Annotated in this window: 19 protein-coding genes and 1 other RNA gene; 9 read left to right on the top strand and 11 right to left on the bottom strand. The window is 65.6% G+C overall.

All coding sequences use genetic code 11. From position 1 onward, the window contains the following. Positions 1 to 38: 38 nt before the first annotated feature. Complete coding sequence (locus tag QPK27_RS06760) at positions 39 to 215, top strand: CsbD family protein (RefSeq protein WP_290417437.1); 177 nt, start codon at positions 39 to 41, stop codon at positions 213 to 215. A 103-nt stretch (positions 216 to 318) separates the two neighbouring features. On the opposite strand, the gene QPK27_RS06755 is transcribed toward QPK27_RS06760, so the two are convergent. Continuing rightward, positions 319 to 1,419 carry an AI-2E family transporter gene (locus tag QPK27_RS06755; protein ID WP_290417436.1) on the bottom strand — a complete coding sequence of 367 codons (1,101 nt, stop codon included), beginning with the start codon at positions 1,417 to 1,419 and terminating at the stop codon, positions 319 to 321. Positions 1,420 to 1,596: 177 nt separating this feature from the next. Between QPK27_RS06755 and QPK27_RS06750 the strand changes: the two genes are divergently transcribed. After that, entirely contained in the window at positions 1,597 to 1,818 is a 222-nt protein-coding gene (locus tag QPK27_RS06750; protein WP_290417435.1) for a CsbD family protein, read from the top strand. Between the two features lie 147 nt (positions 1,819 to 1,965). On the opposite strand, the gene QPK27_RS06745 is transcribed toward QPK27_RS06750, so the two are convergent. After that, positions 1,966 to 4,185, bottom strand: coding sequence for a S9 family peptidase (locus QPK27_RS06745; protein WP_290417434.1), 2,220 nt, complete (start codon positions 4,183 to 4,185; stop codon positions 1,966 to 1,968). A gap of 106 nt (positions 4,186 to 4,291) precedes the next feature. Then, positions 4,292 to 5,713 carry an MATE family efflux transporter gene (locus QPK27_RS06740; protein WP_290417468.1) on the bottom strand — a complete coding sequence of 474 codons (1,422 nt, stop codon included), beginning with the start codon at positions 5,711 to 5,713 and terminating at the stop codon, positions 4,292 to 4,294. 184 nt (positions 5,714 to 5,897) lie between these two features. On the opposite strand from QPK27_RS06740, the gene tssF reads away from it, so the two are divergent. The 3 genes from tssF (at position 5,898) to QPK27_RS06725 (ending at position 9,551) form a co-directional block, all read left to right on the top strand. Continuing rightward, the gene (gene tssF / locus QPK27_RS06735) at positions 5,898 to 7,751 is read left to right on the top strand and encodes a type VI secretion system baseplate subunit TssF (RefSeq protein WP_290417433.1); all 1,854 of its coding nucleotides are present in this window, start codon (positions 5,898 to 5,900) and stop codon (positions 7,749 to 7,751) included. Next, positions 7,751 to 8,815 (top strand): type VI secretion system baseplate subunit TssG, encoded by a 1,065-nt coding sequence (gene tssG / locus QPK27_RS06730; RefSeq protein ID WP_290417432.1) that lies wholly within the window; start codon positions 7,751 to 7,753, stop codon positions 8,813 to 8,815. Before tssF ends, tssG begins: the two co-directional genes overlap by 1 nt. A gap of 127 nt (positions 8,816 to 8,942) precedes the next feature. Next, positions 8,943 to 9,551, top strand: coding sequence for a type 1 glutamine amidotransferase domain-containing protein (locus tag QPK27_RS06725; protein ID WP_290417431.1), 609 nt, complete (start codon positions 8,943 to 8,945; stop codon positions 9,549 to 9,551). A 20-nt stretch (positions 9,552 to 9,571) separates the two neighbouring features. Here the strand turns inward: QPK27_RS06725 and QPK27_RS06720 are convergent, their stop codons facing one another. The 8 genes from QPK27_RS06720 to ompA form a co-directional block, all read right to left on the bottom strand. Beyond that, entirely contained in the window at positions 9,572 to 10,129 is a 558-nt protein-coding gene (locus QPK27_RS06720; RefSeq protein ID WP_290417430.1) for a manganese efflux pump MntP family protein, read from the bottom strand. A 238-nt stretch (positions 10,130 to 10,367) separates the two neighbouring features. Beyond that, positions 10,368 to 12,125 (bottom strand): hypothetical protein, encoded by a 1,758-nt coding sequence (locus tag QPK27_RS06715; RefSeq protein ID WP_290417429.1) that lies wholly within the window; start codon positions 12,123 to 12,125, stop codon positions 10,368 to 10,370. Positions 12,126 to 12,372: 247 nt separating this feature from the next. Then, positions 12,373 to 14,076 carry a hypothetical protein gene (locus QPK27_RS06710; protein WP_290417428.1) on the bottom strand — a complete coding sequence of 568 codons (1,704 nt, stop codon included), beginning with the start codon at positions 14,074 to 14,076 and terminating at the stop codon, positions 12,373 to 12,375. A gap of 206 nt (positions 14,077 to 14,282) precedes the next feature. Beyond that, positions 14,283 to 14,641: a transfer-messenger RNA gene (ssrA, locus tag QPK27_RS06705) on the bottom strand. A gap of 186 nt (positions 14,642 to 14,827) precedes the next feature. After that, entirely contained in the window at positions 14,828 to 15,433 is a 606-nt protein-coding gene (locus QPK27_RS06700) for a glycine zipper 2TM domain-containing protein (RefSeq protein WP_290417427.1), read from the bottom strand. A gap of 147 nt (positions 15,434 to 15,580) precedes the next feature. Continuing rightward, entirely contained in the window at positions 15,581 to 16,279 is a 699-nt protein-coding gene (locus QPK27_RS06695; RefSeq protein WP_290417426.1) for an HAD family hydrolase, read from the bottom strand. A 2-nt stretch (positions 16,280 to 16,281) separates the two neighbouring features. Then, positions 16,282 to 16,986, bottom strand: coding sequence for a bifunctional 2-polyprenyl-6-hydroxyphenol methylase/3-demethylubiquinol 3-O-methyltransferase UbiG (ubiG, locus tag QPK27_RS06690; protein WP_290417425.1), 705 nt, complete (start codon positions 16,984 to 16,986; stop codon positions 16,282 to 16,284). 88 nt (positions 16,987 to 17,074) lie between these two features. Continuing rightward, positions 17,075 to 17,782, bottom strand: a complete 708-nt coding sequence (ompA, locus tag QPK27_RS06685; RefSeq protein WP_290417424.1) for an outer membrane protein OmpA — start codon at positions 17,780 to 17,782, stop codon at positions 17,075 to 17,077. A gap of 374 nt (positions 17,783 to 18,156) precedes the next feature. Between ompA and gyrA the strand changes: the two genes are divergently transcribed. From gyrA to pheA, 4 genes are all read left to right on the top strand, one after another. Beyond that, positions 18,157 to 20,772 carry a DNA gyrase subunit A gene (gene gyrA / locus QPK27_RS06680; protein ID WP_290417423.1) on the top strand — a complete coding sequence of 872 codons (2,616 nt, stop codon included), beginning with the start codon at positions 18,157 to 18,159 and terminating at the stop codon, positions 20,770 to 20,772. Positions 20,773 to 20,884: 112 nt separating this feature from the next. Beyond that, on the top strand, positions 20,885 to 21,469 hold the full coding sequence (locus tag QPK27_RS06675) for a DUF2059 domain-containing protein (protein ID WP_290417422.1): 585 nt from the start codon (positions 20,885 to 20,887) through the stop codon (positions 21,467 to 21,469). A gap of 19 nt (positions 21,470 to 21,488) precedes the next feature. After that, complete coding sequence (gene serC / locus QPK27_RS06670; RefSeq protein ID WP_290417421.1) at positions 21,489 to 22,574, top strand: 3-phosphoserine/phosphohydroxythreonine transaminase; 1,086 nt, start codon at positions 21,489 to 21,491, stop codon at positions 22,572 to 22,574. A gap of 171 nt (positions 22,575 to 22,745) precedes the next feature. Further along, positions 22,746 to 23,816, top strand: coding sequence for a prephenate dehydratase (pheA, locus tag QPK27_RS06665; protein WP_290417420.1), 1,071 nt, complete (start codon positions 22,746 to 22,748; stop codon positions 23,814 to 23,816). Position 23,817 lies beyond the last annotated feature (1 nt).

The following is a 23,817-nucleotide window of genomic DNA, read 5'->3' as shown; positions in this document are numbered from 1 at the left end:
GCTGAAGGCTCATCCATGTAACACGCAAGGAGATTGCAATGAACAAGGACCAAATCAAAGGCAAGACCAAGGACGTCGGCGGCAAGATTCAGCAGAAGGTCGGCGAAGCCGTGGGCAGCCGCCAGCAGCAGAGCGAAGGCCTGTCGAACCAGGCCGAAGGCAAAGTGCAGAAGAAGGTCGGTGACCTGAAAGAAGTTGCAAAAGGCAATCGCTGATCCGATTCAGCCTCAATGAAGAAAGCCGCGCATTGCGCGGCTTTTTTTCGTCCCTGGCCGCCGGCTGAGCCGGCTCGGCCGGCTTCAAGGCCCGCGCGCCGGCTCAGCCGGCCTCGGCCTCCCTGGGTCGTCTGTCCCCCAATATGTCCTCGATGTAGAGCATCTTGACCAGCACCGACAGCACCGCCGCCAGCGGCGTCGCCAGCGCCACGCCGGCAAAGCCGAACAGGGTGCCGAAGATCAGCTGCATCACGATCACCAGCGCCGGCGGCAGCTCGATCGCCCTGGCTTCGATCATCGGCTGCAAGACATAACCCTCGAGCATATTGATGGCAGCGAACAGCAGCAGCGCGTACAGCGCCAGGTCGGGGCTGATCGACAGCGCCAGCAGCACCGCCGGCACGCCGGCCATGATCGGTCCGATGTAGGGGATAAAGTCGAGCAGGCCGGCGATGATGCCCAGGATCAGCGCCAGCGGCACGCCCAGCAGGCTGAGGCCGATCGCGGTGGCGCTGCCGACGATCAGCATCGACACCGCCTTGCCCAGCAGCCAGCTGGCGAGCGAGTCGCCCATTTCGTTGAAGACCTGGCGCGCGCGGCCGCGCTTGGCTTGCGGGATCAGGCGGATGAAGCCGCCCGTATAGACGCCCGGCGCTGCGGCAAAATAAATGCCGACGAAAATGATGATCACGACGTTGCCCAGTGCGCCGAGCACGCCGCCGAACAGCAGGCCGGCGTTCGGCATCAACGAACCGAGCTGCTTCATCGCTTCTTCCGGCGCCGGCAATTCGTCCACCACGCGCTGCATCAGCGGATGGCGCTCGACCTCGCCTTGCAGGCGTTCGATCGCCGCCGGCACCTCTTTCGCCAGCTGGCTCGACTGCTCCGAGATCTGCGGCGCCATCGCCCAGCCGCCCAGGCCGATGATGGCGGCCAGGAGCAGCACCACCAGCGTCAGCGCCAGCGTCCGGTTCAGGCCCAGGCGTCGATGCACGATATCGCTCAGCTTGTAGAGCAGGATCGCGAACAGGATGCAGGCGAAGATCAGCAGCAGGGCATCGTAGGCCAGGGTGGCCGCCGCCAGGCCGGCCACGAACAGGGCGCCGATGCCGTAGATCATGGCGGCACGGCGCGCCAGCGCGCGCTGGGGCGTGGGTGGTTCGTGCGCTGCCGGCGCGTGGGAAGGCGTATCGTGGTTGTCCATGGTAGATGCCGATTCAGCGTAGTCGATGTTGCAAAAAGATTAGCATTTACATGAGTCAAACGTCGCGCGGCTGTGCTTGTATGGATGTGTTAGGACGCGAACAGAACGGCAGAGCTGAAGGGCTTAATCTGACCTCAACGCATCGCCACCCGGCATGTACTTGAAAAGGAGAGCACCATGAACAAGGACCAAGTCGAAGGCAAACTGAAGGAAGTTGGCGGCGTCATCCAGGAAGGCGCTGGCAAGATCGTCAACAGCAAGGAGCAGCAGGCGAAAGGCCTGGCCAACCAGGCCGAAGGCAAGCTGCAGGGTTCCGTGGGCGACGCCAAAGAGGCCGTCAAGGATGCGGTCGACGACCTGCACCGTCCGACCACCACCACCACGACCACCCGTCCATAACCGGACGCGGGCCGCGGGCGGGATGACCCGCCACATGAAGACAGCCGCCATGTGCGGCTGTTTTTGTTTGTGCGTCAAGCATTCGATCCGCCATAAAAAAAGCCGCGTCGTGATCGACGCGGCCTTTGCATTGAAACGATACCGGAATTACTTCGCCTCGGTCCCGCCCAGGTTCTTCTTGAAGAACGATTCGATCATGCCGAACACGTGGCGCTGGCTGGTGCGGCCCGAGATGCCGTGCTTGGCGCCCGGGTAGGTCATCAGTTCAAACTGCACGTTGCGCTTGACCAGGTCGTCGATCAGGCGCGTGGTGTTGGTGAACAGCACGTTGTCGTCGGCCATGCCGTGGATCAAGAGCAGCGGCGACTTCAGGCCATCCAGGTGCGCGAATACGCCGCTCTGCTCGTAGGCCGCCGGGTTGCTCTTCGGCGTGGCGCCGACGTAGCGCTCGGTGTAGTGGGTGTCGTACAGCGCCCAGTCGGTCACCGGCGCCACCGAGACGCCCATCGCGATCTTGTCCGACGCCGCCGCCAGCAGGCGCAGCGTCATGAAGCCGCCGTAGCTCCAGCCGAACACGCCGATGCGCTTCGGATCGACAAAGCTCTGCTTGGCCAGCCAGTCGACGCCGGCCACCTGGTCTTCGACTTCGTGCTTGCCCAGGTTGCCGTACAGGGTGTCGGTGAACTGGCGCTCGCGGCGGCCCGAGCCGCGGTTGTCGAGACGAAACACGACGAAGCCCTGCTGCGCCATATACTGGTCAAAGTAATTGCCCCAGGTACGGGTCACGCGCTGCGAGTGCGGGCCGCCGTAGGTGAACAGGAACACCGGATAGCGCTTCGATGCATCGAAGTTGGCCGGCTTGATGATCGAGTAGTACAGCGTCTGGCCGTCGGCCGCCTTCATGCTGCCGTATTCGGTCGGCAGGTGGTCCGGCAGGTACTTGGCGTACGGGTGGTTGGCGTTGAGTTCGTTCTTTTCCAGCCACTCGACCATGCTGCCGTCAGGTTTACGGATCGACACTTGCGGCGGGGTGTTCGGGTTGGAATAGGTTTCCACGAACAGCTTGCCGTTGCCGGCGAAGGCCGCTTCGTGCCAGCCGTCGCCCTTGGTGATGCGGGTCGGCTTGTCGGCCGTGCTGCCGTCCAGCGCCAGGAAATAGGCCTGCTTGTCGATCACGGCTTCGCGGTTCGACGAAATGTAGACCTTGTTGGCGCCTTCGTCGACCGCCAGGATGTCGTCCACGCCCCACTCGCCGCGCGAGATCGGGTGCAGCAGCTTGCCGTTCAGGTCGTACAGGTAGAGGTGCTTGCGGCCGCTGCGTTCCGAAGCCCAGATGAAGGCGTTGCGGCCTTTCAGGAAGCGCAGGTCGTTGTTGATCTCGACCCAGGTCTTCGAGGTTTCGGTGAGCAGCGGACGCTGGGCCAGGGTGGCGACGTCGACCGCCACCAGGTCGAGGCGCTTCTGGTCGCGCGACTGGCGCTGGTAGACCAGGGTCTTGGCGTCGGCGCTGAAGTCGGCGCGGATCAGGTAGATGTCTTTCTCGGCGCCGAGGTCGACCTTGCGCTGCTCGCCGGTGGCGGGATTCACCACCATCAGGTCGATCAGCACGTTCGGGTCGCCCGCGGCCGGGTAGTGCTGGTCGATCACTTCGGTGCGGTCGGCGAAGATCTCGAAGCGGCGCGCCACCGGCACCGGCGCTTCGTCGTAGCGGCGGTAGGCAATCGCCGAATCGTCCGGCGCCCAGTAGTAGCCGGTGTGCTGGCTCATTTCTTCCTGCGCCACGAACTCGGCTTCGCCGTTGTGGATGGTGCCCTTGCCGTCCGTCGTCAGCGCGCGTTCGGCGCCGGTTTTGAGGTCGATCACGACCAGGTTCTGGTCGCGCACGAACGAGACGTAGCGGCCGCGCGGGGAGATTTTCGGATCGGTGACGTTGCCTGATGCGACTTTGCGCGCGGCGTCAGGCTTGGCGGCGTCGACCAGGTACAGGTTGCCGGCGATCGGCACCAGCAGCTGCTTGCCGTCCGGCGACCAGAAATAGTTCAGGATGCCCGACAGGCCGGCGGTACGGGCGCGTTCGCGGCGCGCTTTTTCTTCCAGCGACAATTCTTCGGTTGGCACCAGGCGCTTGGAATCGATCAGGCGGCGCGTGGCCTTGCTCTTGGTGTTGTATTCCCACAAGTCCAGCTGGTACTGGTTGTCGGCGCTGCCGCGCAGGAAGGTGACGCGTTCGCCGTCGGGCGACACGCGCAGGCTGCGCACGCCGGGACCTGCCAGCGAGGTTTCGCCGTGGATGCGGTCCAGGGTCAGGCGTTCGGCCGAGGCCGGCGCGGCCGCGAGCGCGGCCAGGAGAAGGAGGAGAGGGCGCATGGATGTCTCTGGAAAGATTATTAATGTGCAGCAATCGCGAGACGATACCAGAGTCGGCCCGAAAACGCTGTAATTACTTGCCCTGAAACCAACACTCCTTCACATACTAAGCTGCCGCCTTCACCGGCACCGGGCTGCCTGCCCGAATGCGCTGGCGCGCCAGGCGCTCGAACTGCCAGGTCAGCAGCGCGGCCGCCACGGTCAGTGCCGCCACCAGTCCGATCCAGAAGCCGGTAGCCTGCATCGGTTCCGCGGGCGACCACGGGAACCATTGCGGCGCCAGGCCCAGGATGCAGCCGAGCGGCAGCGACAGACCCCAGAACGACAGCAGCTGGATGATCATCGGCGGGCGCGTCACCTGGTAGCCGCGGATGGCCGAGGCGGTGGCGACCTGGGTCGCGTCCGACAGCTGGAACAGGGCGGCGAACAGCAGCAGGTCGGCCGTGACCGCCTGCACCGCCGGGTCGGACGTGTAGGCGGCCGCGATCTGCCAGCGGAACAGGGCGATGCCGATCGCCGACAGCGCGCCGAAGGCGACCGAGACGCCCACGCCGACCCAGCCGACGAAGCGCGCCCGCACCGGGTCGCCTTCGCCCATGGCCTGGCCGACCCGGGTCAGCATGCCGATCGCAAAGCTGAGCGGCACCATGAACACCAGCGAAGAAAAGTTCAGGGCGATCTGGTGCGACGACACTTGCACCACGCCGAAGCGCGCCACGAGCAGGCTGATCAGGCCGAAGGCGCTGACCTCGGCGAAATACGTGACCCCGATCGGCAGGCCCAGGCGCAGCATCGACCAGATGCTCTTGCCCTCGGGCCCTTCGTAGCGGTCGAATGGATAGGTCAGGCGGTAGGCCGGCGAACGCCTGATCCACCACAGCATGGCGAACAGCATCAGCCACATGCCGCTGGCGGTGGCGATGGCGCAGCCGACCGCGCCCAGCTGCGGAAAGCCGAGCTTGCCGTACACCAGCAGCCAGCTGACGATCGTGTTCCAGACCAGGCCGGCGATCGCGATCCACATGATCGGCTTGGTCTGGTTGATGCTGGTGGTGTAGCCGTACAGTGCGCGGTACACGCCGAAGGCCGGCATGCCGAGGCTGATTACGTGCAGGAACAGCGAGGCGCGCGCGGCCACCGGCGCATCCAGTCCGACGTGGTCGAACAGCAGCGTGCACAGGTTGGCGAACAGGCAGGCCACCACGCCCACCAGCAAGCCCTTCCACATGGCCTGGCGCACCGAGTGCGGCACCTGGTCGTGGCGCGCGGCGCCGATCTCGTGCGCGACCACGGTATTGATCGCCATCATGGTGCCCATTACGGTCACCAGCACGATCGACCACACCGCGGTGCCGAGCGAGACCGCGGCCAGTTCCTCGGCGCTGACGTGGCCGGTCATGGCGACGTCGACCACGCCCATGCCGACCGTGGCCAGCTGGCCCACCAGTACCGGCCACGACAGGCGCCAGAGGGTGGCGATCTCGGTGCGGACGGGGTGGCGGGCGGTGGCGGCGTTGGTGGTGGTCATGGTGCAGTCGGGACGGCGTTCGACGGAACCCATGATTTTACTGATTTATTGACAAGGCCGGTATCCGGGCCGCACGACGCGCGCTACCCATGCCGATTTAGATCCCACAATACATTGCGCCGTCGCAATGCCAGCGCCCACGATCTGCACGACCGTAGGGTGTCAAGCCGACGCGGAGAGCGCCATGGAAGAGCTGTTGCCGTACTACGAGCGCGAGCTGGTCTACCTGAACACGGTCGGGCGCGAACTGGCGCACCAGTACCCGCGCCTGGCCGCCGAACTGGGCCTGGGCGCGGAGAGCAGCGAAGACCCGCACATCCGGCGCCTGATCCAGGCCGTGGCCCTGCTCAACGCGCGTACCGCCCGCAAGCTGGACGACGACTACCCCGAATTCACCGATGCGCTGCTGGGCAGCCTGTACCCGCATTTCCTGCACGGCTTGCCGAGCTGTTCGATCGTGCGGATTGACGCCAGCGAAGCGGCGCGCGCCGCCAGGATCGAGCACGTGCACGTGGTGCCGCGCGGCACCGAGATGCAGGCGCTGGCCGCCAAGGGCGCGCCGGTGCGCCTGCGCACCACGGCCGACCTGGCGCTGGCGCCGGTGAGCGTGGCGCGCGCCTGGTTCGAGCCGGTGGCGCAGCTGCCGCCACGCGCCCGCATGGCGCCGCGCGCCGGCGCACGCATCGGCCTCGCCCTCGAGAGCCTCACGCCGCTGCGCATGCTGCCCCAGCTCGGCCTGCCGCGCCTGCGCCTGCACGTCGACGCCGACGGCGCGCTGGCGGCGGCGCTGCTCGACAGCCTGTTCATGGGCGTGCTCGAGACCTGGGTCGAGTCCGAAGGCAGCGACGCCTGGCGCCGCCTGGAACGGTTGCCGCTGCGCCTGGGCGGGCTCGAATCGGATGAGGCGCTGGTGCCGGAACCGCCGCATGCGCATCCGGCCTACCGCCTGCTGCTCGAATATTTTGCTTTTCCCGACAAATTCCACTTCATCGACGTCGACCTGGCCCAGCTGGCGCCGCTGCTGCCGGCCGGCGCGCGCCGCATCACCCTGCATTTTTTGCTGGGCGGCATGCCGGCCGAGGCCGCGCCGGCGCGCATCCTGCGCGCGCTGTCGGCCGCGCACCTGGCGCCCGGTTGCGCGCCGGTGGTGAACCTGTTTCGCCAGCCGGCGGCGCCGGTGCGCATCACCCAACGCGCGGCGCTGTATGACGTGGCGCCGAACCGCCACGAAGAGGGCGTCGAGGTCTACAGCATCGATGCGGTGCATGTGTTGCGCAGCGAGGACGGCAAGAGCGCCAGCCTGGCCTACCGGCCGTATTACGGTCTCGGCCATGGTGAGGGCGGTGAGGATATTTCCGGCCGGCGCTACTGGTTCGCACGCCGCGACGACGCCGGCGATCAGCACCGGCGCATGAAGATCGGCTTCAGCGACGACGACTTCGCCCTGCTTGGCGCCCGGGATTGGGTCGCCTCGATCGAACTGACCTGCAGCAACGGCGTGCACGCCTGCAGCGCCGGCTTTGGCGCGCCCGGCGGCGACCTGGCCAGCGAGACCGCCAGCAACGGCTTGCCGATCCGCCTGCTGCGCAAGCCGAGCGCGCCGCTGGGCTTCGGTCAGCGCCCGGGCAGCCACTGGCGCCTGGTGGCGCAGCTGGCGCTGAACCACCGCTCGCTGGCCGACCTCGACGCCCTGCGCGAGACGCTGGCGCTGTACGACCTGGCGCGCTCGGCCACCACCCGGCGCCAGGTGGCCGGCATCGTGGCGCTGGCGGCGCGTCCTGCCACCGCCTGGCTGCGCAACCGCTACGGCGCCTCGCTGGTGCATGGGGTCGAGCTCAGGATGACGATCGACGAGGACGCGTTCGCGGGCAGCAGCCTGTTCGTGTTCGGCCAGGTGATCAGCCGCTTCCTGGGGCTCTACGTGCACCTGAACAGTTTCACGCGGCTGGTGCTGGTGTCGAACCGCGAAGGGGCGGGCGAGCGTGGACGCGAGCTGCTGCGCTGCGAGCCGCGCACCGGCAGCCTGGCGCTGCTGTGATGGCCGAGGCGAGCGACATTCCGGGCAGCAGTAGCGCCGCAGTGCCGGCGGCGGCGCCGACGGCTTTGGCGGCCCCGGTAGCGCCGCGCGGCGTGATCCCCGACCTGCTGCAGCACCCGCAGCGCTACGCCTTTTTCCAGGCGGTGCGGCTGCTGGTGCGCTGGCTGGTGCGCCAGGGTATTGCGCCGGAACAGGCGCTGGGCCTGATCCGCTTCCGCAACAGCCTGGCGCTGGGCTTTCCGCCGAGCGAGATCGAAGCGATCGCCTGCACCACCGAAGGCGCGCCGGCGGTCAATGTCACGCCTGCCTTGATGGGCTTGCTCGGTGTGAGCGGCGCCTTGCCACTGCACTACACCGAGCGCTTCGCCGCCTGGGAAGCCGAGTCGCGCGACGGCGGCGCGCGCGCCTTCCTCGACCTGTTTTCCAGCCGCCAGGTGGCGCTGTTCTATCGCGCCTGGTGCAAGTACCGGTTGCGCCATCCGGCCGATGGCGAGCACGACCGCTTGCTGCCGCTGCTGCTGGCGCTGGCGGGCGGGGCGCAGAGCGCAACCGATGACCTTGCCGCGCCCGATCCGGAGACGCTGGCGTGCGCACGCTTCGCCGCCGCCCTGCGCAGCCGCGTGGTCAGCGCCGGGCTGATCGCCGGCGTGCTGCGCGCCTATTTCCAGGTGCCGGTGGCGGTCGAGCAATTCAGCGGCCGCTGGGACGTGCTGGCGCCGGACCAGCGCACGCTGCTGGCGCGCGGCAATTGCGAACTGGGCGCCGGCGCCACCGCCGGCGCGCGCCTGCCGCGTCCCGAACTCGGCATGCGCGTGCGCCTGGGGCCGCTCGAGCGCGAGGAATTCGAACGCTTCCTGCCCGGCGCTGCCGGCAGCCGCGCGCTGGCCGGCCTGCTCGACCGCTTCGCGATCGAAGTGCCGTACCGCGAACTGCAGGTGGTGCTGCGGCGCGATGCCGTCGGCGGCGTCAACCTGGATGGCGCCACCCGGCTCGGCCTGGACGGCTTCCTGTGCACCGCATCCGGCGGGCGTGACCGCGACGACGTGTGCTACCTGCTGCCCTGATTCCCGGCGCACGCGCGCGCCGCGCGGCGCGGCGCCGACCTACAATTGTTGCAACGCTTTCTCCGCATGCAATACAGCGCATGCGGAGCAACATGCATCGGAAAATCACATCGAATATGGAGGTCGTATGGAACCAGCAGAGCAGGTGGAATTGAATGCCCAATCCTTGCAGGGCCGGCGCGTGGCGGTCCTGATGACGGACGGCGTCGAGCAGGTGGAATACACGAAGCCGCGCAGCTTCCTCGAGGGGCAGGGCGTGCAGGTGACGCTGCTGTCGCCGAAGGGAGCGGGCGAACAGGTCCAGGGTTTCAATCACCTGGACCCGGCCGACAAGTTCACGGTGGACCTGAACGTGGCGCAAGCGCAGGTGGGCGACTATGACCTGCTGCTGTTGCCGGGCGGCGTCGCCAATCCGGACAACCTGCGCCTGAGCCCGGAGTCGATCGCCTTCATCAAGGCCTTCGGCGACGAGGACAAGCCGATCGCCGCCATCTGCCACGGCCCGTGGCCGCTGATCGACGCCGGCGTGGCCGAATCGAAGCACATGACCAGCTGGCCGTCGCTGCAGACCGACCTGCGCAATGCCGGCGCGGAATGGACCGACGAAGAAGTGGTCGTCGATGGCAAGCTGATCACCAGCCGCAAGCCGGACGACATCCCGGCCTTCAACGAAGCGATCAGGAAGCAGCTGATGGTGCTGCAGACGGCCGGTTCCGATCCGGGACCGACCTCGTAACCGTCAAGCGAGATCGGTGGTCACTGCAGGTGCTGCCATAGCGTCAGGCTGCCGATCGCGATCAGGACCAGGCCGCCGAACACTTCGGCGCGCTTGCCGAACACGGCGCCGATGCGGCGCCCGACCAGCATCCCCAGCGTCACCATGCTCAAGGTCGCCAGGCCGATCGCCAGCGCCGGCTGCAGGATGCCGGTATCGGTGAAGGCCAGGCCGGCGCCCACCACCAGGGCGTCGATGCTGGTGGCGAAGCCGGTCAGCGCCAGCAGCCAGAAGGCGCGCGGCGCCGCTTCCTCGCCGGTGTCCGGCGCCTGCATCCCCTCATGCATCATGCGCAGGCCCAGGCCGCCCAGCAGCACGAAGGCGATCCAGTGATCCCAGCTCTCCACGTACGAGGCCGCGATGCTGCCCAGCGCCCAGCCGACCAGCGGCGTGACGCCTTCGATCAGGCCGAACAGCAGGCCGGTCTTGAGTGCTTCGCTGAAAGGGATGTGATTGCGGCGTGCACCCATGGCGATAGCGACGGCAAAGGCGTCGGTCGACATGGCGAAGGCGAGGATGATGATGGCGGCGAGAGTCATGACAGCTTTCCGATCGGGCACAGGTCGCAAAAACGACAAAGGCATGCCGCGTGGCCCGATCGTCACGCAAACATGCCATTGGTCTTGCCAACCAGAAGGCTTCCGCACCATGACGCGAGCGCGTCAAGTATGTTGATACGGGAACTTCCGTTGAAGGAAGCAGGCTACTCCCCAAGGGCGGGCGCCATGGTATCGCAAAGCGGATGTTGATACAAGGAATGCACCCGGAACGCAGCGCTTACGCCGGACCTTCCTGCTCCATCGTCGCGCTTGACTTGCGCCACAGCATGGTGCCGAGGCACAGCAGCGCCATGAGCGCCAGCCCGGCCATGGCGATCTGCTCGCCGATCCGTTCAATGCGCGACTTGGCCAGGATCAGGTCCACCGGACCGCTGCCGCGACCGGCGATCACGGACAGCACCGGTGTTTTCGCATTGAACTTCTGCACCGTGCAAGCGCTGCGCGCGCCGCGCGCGCACTCCCAGCCCGGGTAGAAGAAGTGGCGCACCAGCAGCCGCGCTTCGCCGGCGCCGTCGAGGTGCAGCCGCATGTGGCGCGGCGTGATCTGCTCCAGCCTGACGCCCTGGGCGCCCTGGGCGCCCTGGCCGGACAGCAGGCGTACCTTGCCGTTATCGGGAAACAGTGTCTTCGCGACGAGTGGATCGCCCATCTGGTATTCGGGCACGTCGATCGAGCCGGGCTTCGGAGTGTCGCTGAAGATCGGCTTGAGCACGAACATCAGCGCGATGTTCACGGCGGCGAGCGCGACGAACACCGGCAGCAGCAAACGCTGGCGCCTGGTGCGTGCACTGCCGGCGGCGCGGTTGCGAACCCACTGCACGTACAGTGCCGCGACCAGCGCCAGCAGCACGCACTGGGTGGTCAACAGGCGCCACGGAAACTGGATCTTCTGCGCGATCGGCAGCAACACCCAGACCGGCGCCGACAGCCTCGTCATCAGGAACAGGATGGCGAGCGAACCGGCCATCGACAGCCGCACCAGGGCGCGGTGGGTCGGATTCACGTCGCGTGCGCGCAGCAGCAGCCAGCCCAGCACGAACAGGGCGCCGCACTGCACCACCGAGATGCCGGCGATGCCGATCTCGGCGCCCGGACGCGGCCAGCGCTGTCCGGCCAGCAGCAGCCAGCGGAAGAAATCGAAATAGCCGGCATACAGCGCGCTGCCATTGATGAAATGCTGGTGCGTCAGCGCCGTGGCCAGGTAGGCGCCGGCGATGGCGATTGCAGCGGCCGACGCGGCGCAGGTCCAGAGCAGGATGCTTTTCTTCTTCGCATGCAGCGCCAGCACGGCGGCATAGGCGAGGTACAGCGGCGGCAGGGCGATGCACGACGGCGCGTGGCTCAGGAACAGGGCGGCGCTCGACAGCGTGAAGACGGCGACCGCGCGCGCCGGCCTGCGCTCGAACTGATGAATCGCCCACAGCGAGAACGGCGCCCAGGTAAAGGCCCACAGTTCGGCGTACGCCGAGCGGTAATAGGTGTCGATGAACAGGTGATAGGGCGCCACCATGAACACGATCGCCCCCAGCAGCGCGCTGGTGCGGTCGCGCGTGACCTGCATCAGCCATAGGTAGGCGCCGGCGCCGCTGGCATAGAAGCCAAGCGCGGCCAGGATGCCGAGGCGGTGCTGGGCCCAGCCATGGCCATCGGACAATGGCGCCAGCACGGCGGCCAGGTAGTGCGGCAGCGGCGGGTAGATGAAGAAGGCCGGGCTGCCCAGGCCGCCGTTCAGTCCGGGCAGCCAGCGCGGATAGAACTCGCCGTTCCACAACTGCTGGGCGAAATCCTGCTGCCAGCGCACGTGCGCCAGCGCATCATGGCCGCTGACCGGCAGCCCGATCAGCCAGATCGGCAGCAGCAGGGCGGCGGACAGGACGAACAGGATGGCGTAGGGGGAAATGTGCAGGCGGCCGAAGGCGAGCAGGGCGCCGAGACTGAAATAATTCGGACTGACCGGATTGGGTTGGCTGTGCATGGGGCGGCAGGTAAGGGATGGGACTGCTGGTACACGAACGCATTCATTCTCGGTAAGTCAGCTGGCTGATGGAATGTAACAGGGGGTTGTAATTTAGGCCATTAATTTTGATTACTTTTTAACATCAGCCTGTTTTTCGACGTATTTATGCAACGCAGCAAACGCGGATCCGGTCGCCGTTATCCGTGCATCGGCAATGAAAAAGCCGCTGGCGAAGCAGCGGCTTTGTCGTGGAGGCGAGCGTCTTCTAGCTGTCGTTCGGCCTGGCATGCTGCCAGCGCGCAGCCAGGCACAATGCCGCGAGCAAGACCAGGCCGGCGCAGCTCACCAGAAGACCAATGCGCTCGCCGCGCGTCTTGGCCAGGATCACGTCGACGCTCTGCTTGCCTGCCTTGACGTCGACAGCCAGCACAGGCGTGCCGGGACCAAATCTGGCGACGGTGCAACCGGCGGAGGCGCCGCTGCATTCCCAGCCGGGGTAGTAGAACTGGCGCACGATCACGCGCACGTCGCTGGCGGCATCGACATGGATGCGCAGATGACGCGGCGACAGTGCCTCGAGCCGCGCGCTGCCCTGGCCGGTGACGACCCGGACCTTGCCGCCGTTATCGAAAAGCGCCGCCGAACCATTGACGGGGCCCATGCGGTATTCGGGCACGTCGATGCTGCCCGGCGCCGGATGACGTTCGAACACCGGCTTGCCCAGGACCAGCAGACCGCCATTGACGGCAAGCAGCACAGCGAGCAAGGGCAGGGCCAGGCGTTGCCGGATGGTACGTGGCGCGTGACCCAAGCCGCGTGTTGCCTGGACATACAGGGCTGCGACCAGCGCCAGCAGCATCGTCTGCGCAGTCAGCAGGCGCCACGGGAACTGGATCTTCTGCGCCAGCGGCACCAGCTTCCACAGCGGCGCAGCCACGATGGTCATCATCAGCAGCAGGAAGATCGCGCCGGCGATGGCGATCTTGACCAGCGCGCGCTGGCCCGCATCCAACGGAGTCGCGCGCAGCAGCAGGCCGCCCAGCACGAACAAGGCGCCAAACTGCACCACCGTGATCCCGGAAATGGCCAGTTCGCCACCTTGCCAGCGGCCGGACAGCAGCAGCCAGCGGTCGAACTCGAAGAAGCCCGTGTACAAGGCGTCATTATTGATATAGCCCTGGTGCGTCAGCGCAGTGGCCAGATAGCCGCCTGCGAGCAGGATCGCCGCCGCCGACGCGGCGCAGGTCCAGAGGAAGATGTCCTTCCTCTTCTCGGACCAGGCCAGCCAGGCGGCGTAGGCGACATACACCGGCGGCAGCACCAGGCACGACGGCGCATGGCTCAGGGCCAGGGCGGCCGTGGCCAGCGTATACACACCCACGCCGCGCGCGGGATTCCTGGCGATGAGATGGATCGCCCACAGCGACAACGGCGCCCAGGCGAAGGCCCACAACTCGGCATACGCCGAGCGGTGATAGGTATCCAGGAAAAGGTGGTAGGGCGCAAGCAGGAACACCAGCGCGCCGCACAATGCGCTGATCCGGTCGCGCGTCAGCGCGTGCAGCCACAGCCATGCGCCGACGCCGCCGACGAACAGCGCCAGCGTCGCCGAGATGCCGAGCCGCTGCTGGGCCCATGCGGCGCCGTCCGACAGCGGGGCGAGCAGGGCCGCGACGAAGTGCGGCAGCGGCGGATAGATGAAGAAGGCCGGGCTTCCCAGGCCTTCGTTGATGCTCGCCAGCCAGCGCGGATACAGGTCGCCGCTCCAGAACTGCTCGGCGAACACGGCTTGCCAGCGCGCGTGGGTCGGCGCGTCGTGGCCGCTGAAGGGCAGGCCGATCAGCCAGACCGGGAGCATCAGGCACAGGCTGGCCAGCAGCAGGACCAGGAGCGGGCGGGATTGAAACAGGCGCACGGCGCTGCCGGGCTGGGTGTTGGTCGGAACGGTTGGATTCGGTTGGTGCTGCATGGGGCAAAGTCCTGGTCGATAGCTGCAGGCGCATTCGCCCATCGCTTTCCGGTAGAAAAGTTCGTGCCGAAATGTAGCAGTGGGTTGCTTTAATGTCTATTGTTTTCGTTTCGCGCATCGAACCGTGCGGCCGCTGCACCTGGAAGACTGGCGGATCGGAAAAAGAAAAAGCCGCTGACGAATCAGCGGCTTTATCAGGAAGAGGTTGGTGGAGGCGGCGGGAATTGAACCCGCGTCCGCAAGCACTCTACAGACAGTTCTACATACTTAGCACTATCATTTGATTTGACCTGGACAACGGGGATGTGCACCCTTTGTACAAGCGAGTTACCTTAAATTTCGGAAGCAACCAAGTAACCCGATTGATTCCTAGCCTCTGTAAATGACTCTACCAGTCTTGCGACTCACCCCAGAGGCGAGGTGTTGTAGAGCTAGCAGCAATTAAGCTGCTTGTGCGTACGAGTTATCGTTTGCAGTTATTGATTTCTGGATGTATTTACGAGGTAACCAGTCCTCGGTATGCCCTGCGCTGCTTTGCAACCCACGTCGAAACCAGGTCGCCCCCAACGTCAAGAGCCTTCATTGTACCTCAATCGCCGGCGATGTACAGATCCGTTCCTTAGGCCCGGCTTAATACGGTGGTTTCTGGCCAGGTGCTACGCATGTTCCCGAGCGACACCACCGTCGGCGTGTTCAAGAAAAAAGCCGCAAGCTGAACGCCTGCGGCCAAGGGGAGAGAGCTTGAATCGGATTAGCGGTTGCGGTTGGCGATTTCGTTGCCGATGATGCCGCCGCCGATCACGCCGGCCACGGTGGCCAGTTTCTTGCCGTTGCCGCCGCCGATCTGGTTGCCGATCAGGCCGCCGATCACGGCGCCGGTGCCGATGCCGACATAATTCGGCTGGGCTGGCGCTGGTGCCGGCTGCGCATAGCGTGGCTCCTCATAACGCACCGGCTTCGGTGCGGCGTGCACGACGCGGGTTTTCTCTACCACTTTGACCACCGGCTTTTCCTTGATGATCACGGTCGGCTGCGGCTGGGCCTGCACCGGCTGGGCGTAGGCGACCTGCTGGGCCGGTACCATCGCAGGCACCATGGCCGGGACCATCTGCGGCGCCGGGGCAGCGCTCAGTTGCTGCGCCATCTGGCCCGGCTGGGCGGCGAGCTGAGGATTCATGCCTGCCTGCTGCATGGCGTACGGCGAAGCGGCTGCCAGTGGCAGGGCCGGCTCGGGTGCGCTCTTCGAGGTCGGCAGCAGGCCGGTGATGGCGGCGGCGCCGGTCAGGCTGACAATGATCACCGAAGCGGCAGCGGCGGCGATCAGCGGGTGGATGCGGTTGGCGGTCGGGTTTTGCATGATCTGCTCCAGAAGACGTTGCGTTGTCGTATGGGAGTAGATTAATGGCGAGCCCGGTTCGGAGCTAGACGCGCTCCTGTATCAATCGTAAAGATCTGTAAGCGAGCGCAGAAAGAGGTGGGCGGCGCGCTCGCCGCCCTGTGAATTTCAGGCAGCGCGCTGTGCGGCAGCCGCCACGTCGCGCAAGGTCGCCAGCAGCTGCGCCGGCGTATCGAGCAGGTAATCGGCGCCCCAGGTCGACGGCTCGATCGAGCCGCAGTAGCCCCAGGCGCAGGCCACGGTGACCATGCCGGCGGCGCGGCCGGCTTCGATGTCGCGCAGGTCGTCGCCGACGTACCAGCACTGTTCTGGTGCAAGGCCGAGCCGGCGCGCGCCTTCGAGCAGCGGCGCCGGATGCGGTTTGGCGTGCGGCGTGGTGTCGCCGGAGACAATGCAGCCGGCGTGGCCAAGGGCGATCTGCGGCACCAGCGGATCGGTGAAACGCATCGGCTTGTTGGTGACGATGCCCCAGGCCATGCCGGCTTCCTCGATGCCCGCCAGCAGTTCATTGATGCCGTCGAACAGCGTGGTGTGCAGCGCCATCGCCGACTGGTAGCGGTCGAACCAGGCCAGGCGCAGCTCTTCATACCCTTCGTCGCCCGGCGCCAGGCCGAAGGCGGCGCCGATCATGCCGCGCGCGCCGGCCGAGGCGGTCGGACGCAGCACTTCGTACGGCGTCGGATCGAGGCCGCGTTCAAGGCGCAGCCAGTTGACGGCCGCGGCCAGGTCGGGCGCGGTGTCGGCCAGCGTGCCGTCGAGGTCGAACAGGACGGCGCGCGGCGCCGGCAATACGGTCGGGAAGGTCATTGTCAGAGCGGTTTGCTGCACGCCACCATGTAGTTCACATCGGTGTCGTTGTTGAGCGAATAGATCTTGGTCAGCGGATTGTAGGTCAGGCCTTTCAGGCCGTCGACCTGCAGCCCGGCCGAGCGCACGTATTGCGACAGTTCGGCCGGAGTGATGAACTTGCCGTAGTCGTGGGTGCCGCGCGGCAGCATGCGCAGGATGTACTCGGCGCCGATCACCGCGAACAGATAGGACTTGGGGTTGCGGTTCAGGGTCGAGAAGAACACATGGCCGCCCGGTTTGACCAGTGCCGCGGCAGCGCGCACGATCGAGGCCGGGTCCGGCACGTGCTCGAGCATTTCCATGCAGGTGACCACGTCGAACTGGCCCGGCTCCTGGGCCGCCATCTCTTCGGCCGCGATGTGCTTGTAGCGCACCTCGACGCCCGATTCCAGGCTGTGCAGGTCGGCCACTTTCAGCGCCTTTTTCGACAGGTCGATGCCGGTCACCTTGGCGCCTTTTTTCGCCATCGCTTCGGACAGCACGCCGCCGCCGCAGCCGATGTCGATCACGTTCTTGCCCGCCAGTGGCGCGCGCGCGTTGATCCATTCCAGGCGCAGGGGATTGATTTCGTGCAGCGGACGGAATTCCGAAGTCGGATCCCACCAGCGGTGGGCCAGTTCGCTGAATTTTTGGACTTCTTGGTGGTCTACGTTTGTCGTCGTCATAGCACGGAATAATAACGGAAATACTGCGCCTCATCGACGCATAAGAAAAAACCCCGCCGAAGCGGGGTTTCAATTGGCCGGGGCCGGATTACTTGTTGACGCTGCGGGTACCGACGACTTCGATCTCCACGCGACGGTTCTGGGCGCGGCCTTCGGCGGACTTGTTGTCGGCCTTCGGCTGGCTTTCGCCCTTGCCTTCGGTGTAGATACGGGTGTCTTCGACGCCCTTGGTCTTCAGGTAGGCCTTGACGGCTTCGGCGCGGCGGATCGACAGCTTCTGGTTGTAGGCGTCGGTGCCGATCGAGTCGGTGTGGCCGACGGCGATGATCACTTCCAGGTTCATGTCGCCCAGCTTGCCGGTCAGCTCATCCAGCGAGGCCTTGCCGGCCGGCTTCAGGATCGCCTTGTCGAAGTCGAAGAAGGCATCAGCCGAGTAGCTCACTTTTTCCGAGGTCGGGACCGGTGCGGCGGCGACCGGCGCAGGCGCGGCTTCAGCAACCGGAGCCGGTGGCGGCGGCGGAGCGACGCACTTGCCGTTTTCCAGTTTCTCTGGCTCGACGCACAGCGGCGCGTCGCAGCCCGGGACCGCGTCCGCCGGGGTCCAGTAGCCGGTGCGCCAGCACAGACCGAAAGGATTGCGCGCGATCACGCCGCGCGCGTCCTGCACGTAGGCGCTGTGCGGGGTGCGGGCCTGGATGTCGGTGCTCAGAGGAGCGTACGGCGGCGCGCTTTGTGCCGAGGCGATGCCCGCGATTGCGGCCGATGCGGCGAGCAGAACGGTGATCAGTTTCTTCATATTCTTTTCCTTTCGGTAAATTCCGTGTCGATTCGGAGCAGGCTCGATGGTGTCAAGAGATTAACACGGCGGCCGCCCTGTCCGTTTCGAATTGTGAAACAAGCAATTAACTTCCTGGCCATTTTGCCACATGCACCAAAATCGCACGACTGCACCTAAATCAAACATCCTGCATTAACTGCTTGACGTTGTTTTACCGCAACATTTTCACAAGCGGAACAGCTCGGCGACGACAATACTGGAAGTTTTGTGTTTCCTATAACAAAGTTTGTACCAATAAGGCGTCGGCTGGAATTGCGCAGTTGCTATGACGCGCGTGGTAGAATCGACCGTTATAACTAATTACCTTCGCCTGGAAGTAGTCGACCCGCCCCATGGATCAATTCGCAAAAGAAACAGTCCCGATTTCCCTCGAAGAAGAGATGCGCAAGAGCTACCTCGATTACGCGATGAGCGTGATCGTGGGCCGTGCGCTGCCGGACGTGCGCGACGGCCTGAAGCCGGTGCACCGCCGCGTGCTGTACTCCATGCACGAAAGTAACTACGTCCATAACCGCCCGTACGTGAAGTGCGCGCGCGTGGTCGGCGACACCATGGGTAAGTACCACCCGCACGGCGACGCGTCGATCTACGACACCCTGGTGCGCATGGCCCAGGACTTCTCGCTGCGCTATACGCTGGTCGACGGGCAGGGCAACTTCGGCTCGATCGACGGCGACAGCGCCGCGGCGATGCGTTATACCGAGTGCCGCCTGGACAAGATCGCCGGCGAAATCCTGGCCGACATCGACAAGGACACCGTCGACTTCCAGCCGAACTATGACGGCAAGGAAAAAGAACCGACCGTCCTGCCGACCCGCATCCCTAACCTGTTGATCAATGGTTCGTCGGGCATCGCGGTCGGCATGGCCACCAACATTCCGCCGCACAATCTGTCGGAAGTCATCAACGGCGCGCTGCACGTGCTGCGCAATCCGGAATGCTCGATCGACGAGTTGATCGAACTGATCCCGGCCCCGGACTTCCCGACCGCCGGCATCATCTATGGCGTCTCGGGCGTGCGCGACGGTTACCGCACCGGCCGCGGCCGCGTGGTGATGCGCGCCAAGACCCACTTCGAAGAGTATGGCAAGGATGGCGGCCGCACCGCGATCATCATCGACGAGCTGCCGTACCAGGTAAATAAAAAGTCGCTGCTCGAGCGGATCGCCGAGAACGTGCGCGACAAGAAGCTGGAAGGCATCAGCGACATCCGCGACGAGTCCGACAAGTCGGGCATGCGCGTGGTGATCGAGCTGAAGCGCGGCGAAGTGCCGGAAGTGGTGCTGAACAATCTGTACAAGCAGACCCAGCTGCAAGACACCTTCGGCATGAACATGGTGGCGCTGGTCAATGGCCAGCCGAAGCTGCTGAACCTGAAGCAGATGCTGGAATGCTTCCTGTCGCACCGCCGCGAAGTGGTCACCCGCCGCACCGTATTCGAGCTGCGCAAGGCGCGCGACCGCGGGCACATGCTGGAAGGCCTGGCGGTTGCACTGGCCAACATCGACGACTTCATCGCCATCATCAAGGCCGCGCCGACCCCGCCGGTGGCGAAGGTGGAACTGATGGGGCGCGCCTGGGATTCTTCCCTGGTGCGCGAAATGCTGAACCGTACCGAAACCGGCGCCGCCGGCGGCATCGAGGCCTTCCGTCCGGAGCACCTGCCGAAGCACTACGGCATGCAGCAGGATGGCCTGTACAAGCTGTCGGACGAGCAGGCGCAAGAGATCCTGCAGATGCGCCTGCAGCGCCTGACCGGTCTGGAGCAGGACAAGATCGTCAACGAGTACAAGGAAGTGATGGCCCACATCGCCGACCTGCTCGACATCCTGGCCAAGCCGGAACGCGTGACGACCATCATCGTCGACGAGATGGGGCAGATCAAGGCCGACTATGCCGACAACGGCAAGGACACCCGCCGTTCGGCCATCGAGCACAACGCCAGCGACCTGGAAACCGAAGACCTGATCACCCCGCAGGACATGGTGGTCACGCTGTCGCACTCGGGCTACATGAAGTCGCAGCCGATCGCCGAATACCGCGCCCAGAAGCGCGGCGGCCGTGGCAAGCAGGCGATGGCGACCAAGGACGACGACTGGATCGACCAGCTGTTCATCGCCAATACCCACGACTACATGCTGTGCTTCTCGAACCGCGGCCGCATGTACTGGCTGAAGGTATGGGAAGTGCCGCAAGGATCGCGCAACTCGCGCGGCAAACCGATCGTCAACATGTTCCCGCTGCAGGACAACGAGAAGATCACGGTCATCCTGCCGCTGCAGGGCGAGAACCGCACCTTCCCGGAAGACCACTACGTGTTCATGGCGACCTCGCTCGGCACCGTCAAGAAGACGCCACTGCGCGACTTCAGCAACCCGCGCAAGGCCGGCATCATCGCGGTCGACCTGGACGAAGGCGACGTGCTGGTCGGCGCCGCCCTGACCGACGGCAAGCACGACGTGATGCTGTTCTCGGACGGCGGCAAGGCGGTGCGCTTCGACGAGAACGACGTGCGTCCGATGGGCCGTACCGCGCGCGGCGTGCGCGGCATGAACCTCGAAGAAGGCCAGGGCGTGATCGCGCTGCTGGTGGCCGAGAGCGAGCAGCAGTCGGTGCTGACCGCGACCGAGAACGGCTTCGGCAAGCGTACCCCGATCGTGGAGTACACCCGCCACGGCCGCGGCACCAAGGGCATGATCGCGATCCAGACCAGCGAGCGTAACGGCAAAGTGGTGGCCGCGACCCTGGTCGAGCCGAGCGACGAGATCATGCTGATCACCACCGGCGGCGTCCTGATCCGTACCCGCGTGGCCGAGATCCGCGAGATGGGCCGCGCGACCCAGGGCGTGACCCTGATCGCGGTCGAAGACGGCACCAAGCTGTCGGGCCTGCAGCGCATCGTCGAGACCGACCTGGAAGAGGTCGAGCTGGAACCGGCGCCGGAATAAAGCGGCGCAGGGGCGGGAATACAGCCGTGTTCCCGCCGGCGGCCGGCCCTCTGGAAGCGGGCCGGCCTTGTACGAAATCGATGGGCCCAGCGCCCGCATCGGGATAACGATAATGAAAAAACTCCTCGCCGCACTCTTTGTCAGCGCCGCCTTTGCCGGCGCTCCTTCGTTCGCCATGGCCCAGGCCACGGCGCCGGCCGCAGCGGCCACGCCAACTGCGGCCGTCGATCCGCAAACCACCGCCGCCGTCAAGCAGATGCTCGACGCGATGGAAGTGCGCAAGATGATGACCGCCTCGTTCGCCGAGATGCAGAAGGCGCTGCCGCAGATGATGCGCGCCCAGGTGGGCGCCGTGATCAACGCCGATACCTCGATGGACGCGGCGAAGAAGCAGGAAGCGCTGGCCAAGGTCGAGCAGATCCTGCCGGGCGCGGTGGACGCCGTGGCCAAGGTGTTCCGCGATCCGGCCCTGATCGACGAGATGATGGCCGAGATGGTGCCGCTGTACGCCAACAACTACACCACCGCCGAGATCAAGGAACTGACCAGGTTCTACGGCACCCCGCTGGGCCGCAAGATGCTGGCGCTGACGCCGCGCCTGTCGGCCGAGAGCATGGCCATCGGCCAGCGCATCGTCACCCCGCGCCTGAACAACCTGATGCAGGACATCATGCAGGCCGCCGCGCAGGCAAAATAAACATCTTGGAAAGGACCGCATGACCCGGATATTCAACTTCTCGGCCGGCCCGGCCGTGTTGCCAACGGAAGTGCTGCAGCAGGCGGCGGGCGAGATGCTCGACTGGCACGGCAGCGGCATGTCGGTGATGGAGATGAGCCATCGCGGTCCCGAGTTTTCCAGCATCCACCGCCAGGCGCTCGATGACCTGCGCGAGCTGCTGGACGTTCCAGCCAACTACAAAATCCTGTTCCAGCAGGGCGGGGGGCTGGGGCAGAACGCCATCGTCCCGCTCAACCTGGCGCAGCGGCGCAACGACCCGGTGATCGACTTCGTCCACACCGGTTCGTGGTCGGGCAAGTCGATCAAGGAAGCGGCGCGCTATGCGCGCGTCAACGTGGCCGCGTCGAGCGAGGTGGACCAGTTTTCGCGCGTGCCGGCGCGCGATACGTGGCAGCTGACTCCGGGCGCCGCCTACCTGCACATCTGCACCAACGAGACCATCGACGGCGTCGAATACCCTGACGCGCCCGAGATCGATGCCGATGTGCCGTTGATCGCCGACATGTCGTCGCACATCCTGTCGCGCCAGATTGATATCTCCAAGTATGGCGTGATCTTCGCCGGCGCCCAGAAGAACATCGGCCCTGCGGGCCTGACGCTGGTGATCGTGCGCGACGATTTGCTGGAATACGCCTCGCCGCAATGCCCGTCGGCCTTCAACTGGAAGACCTGCGCCGAGCATGATTCGCTGTACAACACGCCGCCGACCTATGCGATCTATATCGCGGGACTGGTGTTCGCCTGGCTCAAGCAGCGGGGCGGCGTGGCGGCGATGGAAGCGCGCAATATCGAGAAGGCGCGCCTGCTGTACGAGGCGCTCGAGCGCGACGATTTTTACGTCAACCGCGTGGCGCCCGAATACCGTTCGCGCATGAACGTGCCGTTCTACCTGCGCGACGAATCCCTGAACGACCAATTCCTGGCCGGCGCGAAGGCGCGCGGGCTGCTGCAACTGAAGGGCCACAAGTCCGTCGGCGGCATGCGGGCATCGATCTACAACGCGATGCCGATCGAGGGCGTACAGGCTCTCGTCGATTATTTGAACGAGTTCGCGGGGCGGTGAACGTGTTTTCCGGCATGGTGCGCGATGGCGCATCGGCCGGTTGAACGCGTCGGCGGGGGACCCGCCAACCCTACGTGCCGGTTCCCGTAGGGTTGGCGGCTCCGCCGCCGACGCGTTCAACGCACGGATGACATGCCACTCCGTCGAACGAATCGACCACACAGCATAACGATGACAGACAAACTCAAACCCCTGCGCGAACGGATCGATGCGATCGACGCGCAAATCCTCCAGCTTCTCAGTGAGCGCGGCAAGGTCGCGCAAGACGTCGGCCATGTGAAGGCCGAAACCAACGCCCCGGTGTTCCGTCCCGAGCGCGAAGCGCAGGTGCTGCGCGGCGTCGCCGAGCGCAATCCGGGCCCTTTGATGGACCGCGACGTCCAGACCATCTTCCGCGAGATCATGTCCTCGTGCCGCGCGCTGGAAAAGCGCGTGACGGTGGCCTATCTCGGCCCGTCCGGCACCTTCAGCGAGCAGGCCGTATTCCAGCAGTTCGGCAGCGCCATCGAGACGCTGCCGTGCGTGTCGATCGACGAAGTATTCCGCGCCACCGAGGCCGGCACCGCCGACTTCGGCGTGGTCCCGGTCGAGAACTCGTCCGAAGGCGCGATCAACCGCACCCTCGACCTGCTGCTGGCGACGACGACCATCATCAGCGGCGAAGTCTCGATCCCCGTGCACCACAGCCTGATGAGCAAGACCGGCTCGATGGACGGCGTCAGCGTGGTGTGCGCCCATTCGCAGGCGCTGGCCCAGTGCCAGGTGTGGCTCAACCAGCACTATCCGCAGCTCGAGCGGCGCGCCGTGGCCTCGAATGCCGAAGCGGCGGTGCTCGCGAGCGCGGATCCTTCGGTGGCCGCGATCGCCAGCGAGATGGCGGGCGAACAATACCAGCTGGGCGTGGTGCAAGCCCACATCCAGGACGACCCGCACAACCGCACACGTTTTGTCATCATCGGCCAGCTGCAGACCGGTCCGTCGGGCAAGGACCGCACCGGCATCGTGCTGGCGGTGCCGAACAAGGCCGGCGCCGTGTACAACCTGCTGGCGCCGCTGGCGAAACACGGCGTCTCGATGACGCGCTTCGAATCGCGTCCGGCGCGCATCGGCACCTGGGAATACTACTTCTACGTCGACATCGAGGGCCACGTGCACGATGCGGCCGTCGCGCGCGCGCTCGACGAGCTGAAAGACAACGCCGCCTTCTTCAAGGTGCTGGGTTCCTACCCGCAAAGCCTGTAAA

This window comes from Massilia sp. YIM B02443 (assembly GCF_030411955.1).
Lineage (GTDB): Bacteria > Pseudomonadota > Gammaproteobacteria > Burkholderiales > Burkholderiaceae_D > Telluria.
This window is presented reverse-complemented; position numbering and strand designations above follow the sequence as displayed.